7 protein-coding genes are annotated in these 6,000 nt (G+C 35.6%); 1 reads left to right on the top strand and 6 read right to left on the bottom strand.

Annotation, left to right across the window (positions count from 1 at the left end):
- Positions 1-202 precede the first annotated feature (202 nt).
- From AS141_RS16680 to AS141_RS16645, 6 genes are all read right to left on the bottom strand, one after another.
- Positions 203-955 (bottom strand): hypothetical protein, encoded by a 753-nt coding sequence (locus AS141_RS16680; RefSeq protein WP_057938817.1) that lies wholly within the window; start codon positions 953-955, stop codon positions 203-205.
- A gap of 710 nt (positions 956-1,665) precedes the next feature.
- Positions 1,666-2,109, bottom strand: a complete 444-nt coding sequence (locus tag AS141_RS16675) for a hypothetical protein (RefSeq protein ID WP_057938816.1) — start codon at positions 2,107-2,109, stop codon at positions 1,666-1,668.
- Positions 2,110-2,199: 90 nt separating this feature from the next.
- Entirely contained in the window at positions 2,200-2,745 is a 546-nt protein-coding gene (locus AS141_RS16670; protein WP_057938815.1) for a hypothetical protein, read from the bottom strand.
- A gap of 603 nt (positions 2,746-3,348) precedes the next feature.
- Positions 3,349-4,392 (bottom strand): hypothetical protein, encoded by a 1,044-nt coding sequence (locus AS141_RS16660; protein ID WP_057938813.1) that lies wholly within the window; start codon positions 4,390-4,392, stop codon positions 3,349-3,351.
- A gap of 8 nt (positions 4,393-4,400) precedes the next feature.
- Positions 4,401-4,793 carry a hypothetical protein gene (locus tag AS141_RS16655; protein WP_157243511.1) on the bottom strand — a complete coding sequence of 131 codons (393 nt, stop codon included), beginning with the start codon at positions 4,791-4,793 and terminating at the stop codon, positions 4,401-4,403.
- A gap of 291 nt (positions 4,794-5,084) precedes the next feature.
- Entirely contained in the window at positions 5,085-5,318 is a 234-nt protein-coding gene (locus AS141_RS16645; protein ID WP_057938810.1) for a hypothetical protein, read from the bottom strand.
- On the opposite strand from AS141_RS16645, the gene AS141_RS16640 reads away from it, so the two are divergent.
- Positions 5,317-5,565: a hypothetical protein gene (locus AS141_RS16640; RefSeq protein ID WP_057938809.1), complete on the top strand. Its 249-nt coding sequence runs from the start codon at positions 5,317-5,319 to the stop codon at positions 5,563-5,565. The two genes, AS141_RS16645 and AS141_RS16640, sit on opposite strands and share 2 nt — an antisense overlap.
- The last annotated feature ends 435 nt before the right edge of the window (positions 5,566-6,000 follow it).

Genomic DNA, 6,000 nt, shown 5'->3' with positions numbered 1-6,000 from the left:
AAACCAATAAGCCCTCGCTAGGTGTAGTCAAATCGGTAGTCAAGACTGGGTGGGATTTGTAATTCCACCCTGATATTATTGCCAATTTGTAATTGGTTATAATATTAAAGACTGCACTCAATCCCATGAGCACCCCACAAGTCAGAGTAACTGCAATTTTCACTGTTTTACGTGCAGACTCAAAAAACTTTATTGGACAAAGTTATTTTTTCCTTTTTCTTTTCTTTTCCTCCCAGCCCCATTTATAAATAAGATTAGGGTCTAAGTCTGTTTCTGTCATTATTTGATACTCTTCATACTTATGATGGCAATAATCCGAAAACTCGAAGTCAACGCAAATTTTATTATGAGCTTCACCTACTAAATTGCCTAATGCAATCCAAGCTGAGTTGCATTCACTAATTATTTCTTTTTCTGAGATAGATTCTATTACCCATTCTCTTTTGATACCTATTTCCTCTCCTATAAATATATGCTCAGGAGCAACGAAACCTGGTATCCAAATTTTCTTTGCAAGTTCGAGCACGTTTTTACTTTCAGTAAATGGAGGGATGTCCATTATTACACATGCCTTTTCTTTTCTAAATTTAAATAATCCAGAAGAAACTTTACTTTTACTTTCAAGCATTCCTTGCTTTACAACAACATTTCTTCCCTCTACAAATTTCTTAAGTAGGTCATTTTCTTTTAGCTGCTCTTGTTTTTTGCTGTACCAAACATCAAAATCAGGGATTTTTCTTTTTTCTGATTGTAATGCAAAAGTTATGTTTCTTAACGATTGAATAAATGAATTAAGATTAAATCGAAATTGGGAAGGATTATGATAGTTTAAAATGCACTGGTGCAAATGATAATGAGCTTGTTCGAAGGTATCGTGAGTTGCCAAAATAGGACAAACTTTGGTATAGTTTGCCCCTACGCACAAAATCCTTTCTGTTTCCGGTTTTTCAGACATTATATTAATTTTGGCCAAAACTCGTTTTTATCTAATAACTGCTCTCGGCATAGTCAGTACCTCGTTTCTACAGGGTAGAAATTGTAATTCCACCCTAATATTCTAATCAATTTGTAATTGGTTTTCCTACCTCCTCCCATCCTTCACGATACGCTTCGCATCGGGACAGGCTCTCCTGAAAGAGGAGGCGCATGGCTCTGCTCCAAATGGACTAAAGAGTAAGAAGTAGGTTGGTTGTTTTCAATAATTAAAAGGCTCGAGCAAGAAACGGAAAAAAATGATACCAGCACATACCCTGTACTGGGTATTTTTTGGGAAAATGGGAGGAAATGTGAGGGAATTGCGGAGTATTCCAGGTGGTCAACAGAATTATCTGCGTCCTTCTGTGACATTTTGCAGATGAAAATAGAAAGTGAGTCACATGATCCTGCTTCAGATCTATGAGCAGGTGATTGGCTTGGATTCCGTTCTCTAACTGTGAAATGGTTTCGTTTACTTTATCTGGCTTATCTGTTTAGGATTTTCAGCCGTGGGATTATAGTTAGCACTATCGAACATTTCCGCTAAAAAACCAAACAATCTATTAGAGCGAGAAATATGCTCAGAAATATCGCCGAAAATCTATCCTAGAAGGACCAAGATGAACCTAAATGTGAGGTGAATCTAGACTGTTTTAGGCTGTCAATAAGTTCATTCCAGCTGATCATATTTTAATCTTTGAAAAATAAAAAATAGAATTGAATCAATTCTACAACAATGGCAGTAACTATCACTTTCCAAAACCATTGCTTCTGATGCAGAATTTGAAGCTCGAGATTTTCAATTTCCAAATCATGTTTTTTCTCCAACCGCGCTTTTTCCTTTTCTTTCTCAGCTTTCGATTCTAGTTGGTAATTCAAAAAATCCTTAAAGGAATCGAAGTTTGCAGAATATGTGGAAGGATAAATAAAGTAGCCAGTTCTATTTGCCCTTTGAGAGAGCAACCCTGCATTTATTAATATATCAGTTATTTTTTTTACCTTTTTTATTACAATGGAATCGTTTTTTTCCTCTTTGGTAAGTATCTCTTGAGCTATCATTACATCAGGCAACCCTTCTCTTGATTTAATTTTTTGATAAACCCTTTCAGCTATTTCTATTTCATGCTTGTCCATCTTATAAATTACTAACTATTATTTACTTTCCCTATGAGTAATACTTTTTGCATATATCAGTAAACTTTCAGTTCTCTTAATAAAGTGATTTTAGCCTATAAATCTAATTAGCAATCGATCCATAAATCCATCACAAAATTCTCGCAGTTTTATATAGTTTGGATCTTGGATATTTTTAATAATTTCAATTTCTCTTAATAAGAAATCTGTAAGGTCACTAATCTCCACTGAGTTTGACACAGAATAAGTGAAATGTAAATTGGCAGGAATTCTTAAGACAGCTGAATCACTTGAAACTTGATATTTTAAATCATTTAAAATTATTGAGAACAAGTAATTCTCGATAATAAGCCCTTGATTTCTAGAAAGTTTCAAATGAGGCTTACCCTTTGTTATACCAGAAATATATGCATTCAGTTGATTAATCATTCCCTGTTTTGCCTTTTTACTGTATGTTTTGCTCTCAATTTCAATGAGCTCTTTTTCTATAATTTTCATTTCCTCTTCAACCTCTATTAATTTTAGGTCTAAATCTTCAACTTCCTTTTCCCCTTTCCAAACATCTATATGAAGTGAAAGAGTATGATGTGCCTGTTCAAGACTTAAAAGTTTTGTCATTAATTCAAATTCGTTCATATATGGTATGTTTTAAATTTTACATAAATATTTATAATATGAAGATATGAGCACGAATACTTTTTATGCGGCTCAGCTATCATTTTACTATCAGATTCAGAATTAAATGGGTTCCAGATTTAAGCCCGGATTGGCGCTAAAAGTTGGCTGTTCTACCTCACCCCCCCTCTCCTTTAGGAGAGGGGGCATGGCTCTGCTCCAAATGGGCTAAAGAGTAAAAAGTAGGTTGGTTGTTTTCAATAACTAAAAGACTTATGCAATAAAAGGAATAAAATGATACCAGCACATACCCTGTACAGGGTATTTTTTGGGGAAATGGGAGGAAATGTGAGGGAATTGCGGTGTTTTTCAGTCTGTCAGCGGAATTATCTGCATCGCTCTGTGCCATTTTGCAGATAAAAACAGAAAGGGAGTAAAATGATCCTGTTGAAGATCTGGAATTCGGGTGATTGATTTGGCTTCCCTTCTAGCTATGAAGCAGTATCGATTATTCTATATAGTCCATGCTACGTCTCCACTTTCTTTTGGGTCAGAAACAGCAGATCATTCTAAACCTCTCTGTGACTCTAACCTCTCTTTTTTCACGCTATTTTAGCTAGCATTTTAATTTGCTACACTTTCTAGCGTTGTTTCTATGATCTCACCTGTATTTGGATCAAGATGATATTTGACTTTCTGTTTTTTAGAGTTAGAGCTTTCGATACCTGCGGCAATTCCGGTTCCAATCAACCCACCGATAATTGCACCTGTGGATGCGCTATGCCCACTGGGAATTCCATATCCATGGAAATAAAGCTTGTAATTCTCAATGGTCAAGGGAAAAAACTCTCTTTGGTGATAAACATACGCCTTGCCATCTATGGCAATTGCCCATACTTTTTTAACTTTTTGATCTGAGCCATGGAATTTTGGAATTATTTCAAATGACCCTTTCCACGGATCGCCAGTTCTTTCTTTCTGCTCTAAATAGAAATCTTCCGTATTCGATGGAGAATTGTTTTTTAACGCATCATAGTCATCGTAAATACCCGTTTTGATCTCTTCGATGAAAATCGGAAAATTATATCTGGAGGAATCCTGGACTTTTTCTGTCCATAAATCAGATGATATCGCTACTAAATTACCTGTATTAGACAGATCAAGCGTTGCGAGCTTTTCAAAGCTCATTTTAAATGCATTAGCAATATTTGATGTTTGTTTCTTAGTGACGTCACCGCCGGTAATTTCCGTTGTCAAATCGGTCTGTAAAATTCTGTATAATTGGGATTCTTTTTCGATCAAAAAATCAATCGAAAGATTACAAAACCCTGTTTCCTTTGTAAACCCTGTCTTTTCCGAGATATTTAAAGACTTTATAATCAGTTGGACATTGATGTCACCTGAGCTCGGATTAGAATTAAGAAAGCTAATCAGCTCCTGTTCAAGTGGTTCAGAGAAATTTGCATTAACCTTGATATTTGCCATTCCTTTTTGAGTCCATCCTATGGTGGTTTTATCCTCCCTTTTATCAATCACTTTTGTTACGTTGAAAGTTTTTCCTGAGAGATCAATCTGCTCGTCCTTCAGTGTAAAAAAGTGTGTTTGAGCGAATGAAGAATACCCTATAAATATTAAACAGGTAGCAATAAATGTGATTTTTGGTTTCATGTGTTCATTTAATTTATTAAATCGTCTCTCTTCTCAAAATCTTGAATCTCAATTAATTTTGGCTGAAGATTCGTAGTTACGTCAAAATAAAACAAAATCAACACCTTCTTGCATTTCAAATCCTTCTCATAGACTATTTTGATTTCACTATATTTTTTGACGTAATGTGTGACCTTGTGACCAAGTAGTTCAGATTTGGCGTAGTTTATATTTTTCATTTGGATAAAAGCAGATTTTACTATTCCAGTTGAGTCAATTTCCTCAGTAATTAATGAAAAATCACCGCTATCTATTTTCTGAATAAAATTGTTTGCCTGATCCGTTGCTGATAAAACATATTTGTCAGCATTCATACAGCTTGTAAATGAGAGTAAGCTAATAATCAGTATTTTGTATTTCATTTTTTTTAATCAAGCCAAACATTCTGTTTAAACTGCGTTTTAGTGAAATTTAGATTTTGTTGGCGGTTTTGTATTCAGTTATAATACTTTCAACATAATCCAATATTTCAGTCTTCGGCTTGGATTCATCATTTAGATAATCAAGAATCATTTCATATGCTACGTAAGATCTTCGGCAGCTAAAAACTTCAATTTCTGATGGAAGTAATTTTCTCCCAAGCCTTTTCCTAAGATTCTTGAGAATTTCAGCTATAAAATTGTTATCAATATTAGTCATAACAATCTAAAATTTTAATCCTTCACGTAAATTCCCCAAATGCAATTAGAAAACTCACCTGCAGCAAATCTTACTATTACATTTTCATTTGCAATCTCATATATGTCCATTGTGTATTCTTGCCCGTATAGTGGATCTTTGACATTTATTTTTTCTCCTGTCGCTTTCCAATCATAATCCCATATGTTTAGTCCATCAATACTAAACCCATTTCCGTCAACCACCGTCGTTAAATGTTTCCACTCCATGTTTGCGCCCCTCACTTATGATTTAGCATTCCTTCAAGCCTATTATGTCTATATCGTCTTGTCCACAGGTCTACGAGGTTATGCTGAGAGCAAGTTAATAAACTACCTCATCCCATCTCCCGATATCAGTGTCAAAAGGAGTTTGAAGGTTTCCGGATTAAAGCCCGGATGGGTGATAAAAGTTGGCTATTCTACCTCATCCCAACCTCCTTCCCGATTCTCTCCGTTCTCGGGACAGGCTCTTTAGGAGAAGGCGTTAGTCAGCGGTAAATGATAGCTTTCAGTAACTAAAAGGCTTACGCAATAAAAGTAAAAAAATGATACCATCCCAGCCCGCAGCCTGGCCCCTCACTAAAACAGTCCACCGGACTGTTTTCTAACGCTCGGTCCTAGGGTATTTTTTGGGAAAATGAGAGGAAATGTGAAGGAATAGCGGTGTTTTTTGGTTATTCAACAGAATTATCTGCATCCTTCCGTGACATTTTGCAGATGAAAATAAAAAGGGAGACACATGATCCTGTTCCATATCTGTGATGGGGGTGATTGGATTGACTGCTTTCACTATCTATGAAGTAGTGTCGTTTGCTATATCGGAATTATGGGATCAGGATTTTCAGCCATGGGATTATGGTTAGTGGTTACCGAAGATGTCCGCTAAAAAACCAAAACCGTCGATCAGAGG

The organism is Algoriphagus resistens (assembly GCF_001442615.1).
In the GTDB taxonomy this organism is placed as follows: Bacteria; Bacteroidota; Bacteroidia; order Cytophagales; family Cyclobacteriaceae; genus Algoriphagus; species Algoriphagus resistens.
This window is presented reverse-complemented; position numbering and strand designations above follow the sequence as displayed.

Excerpts from the sequence above, each read along its gene's own strand:
- AS141_RS16680 (WP_057938817.1), bottom strand. The coding sequence starts at position 955 with ATGTCTGAAAAACCGGAAACAGAAAGGATTTTGTGCGTAGGGGCAAAC.
- AS141_RS16675 (WP_057938816.1), bottom strand. The coding sequence starts at position 2,109 with ATGGACAAGCATGAAATAGAAATAGCTGAAAGGGTTTATCAAAAAATT.
- AS141_RS16670 (WP_057938815.1), bottom strand. The coding sequence starts at position 2,745 with ATGAACGAATTTGAATTAATGACAAAACTTTTAAGTCTTGAACAGGCA.
- AS141_RS16660 (WP_057938813.1), bottom strand. The coding sequence starts at position 4,392 with ATGAAACCAAAAATCACATTTATTGCTACCTGTTTAATATTTATAGGG.
- AS141_RS16655 (WP_157243511.1), bottom strand. The coding sequence starts at position 4,793 with ATGAAATACAAAATACTGATTATTAGCTTACTCTCATTTACAAGCTGT.
- AS141_RS16640 (WP_057938809.1), top strand. The coding sequence starts at position 5,317 with ATGTTTGCGCCCCTCACTTATGATTTAGCATTCCTTCAAGCCTATTAT.
- AS141_RS16645 (WP_057938810.1), bottom strand. The coding sequence starts at position 5,318 with ATGGAGTGGAAACATTTAACGACGGTGGTTGACGGAAATGGGTTTAGT.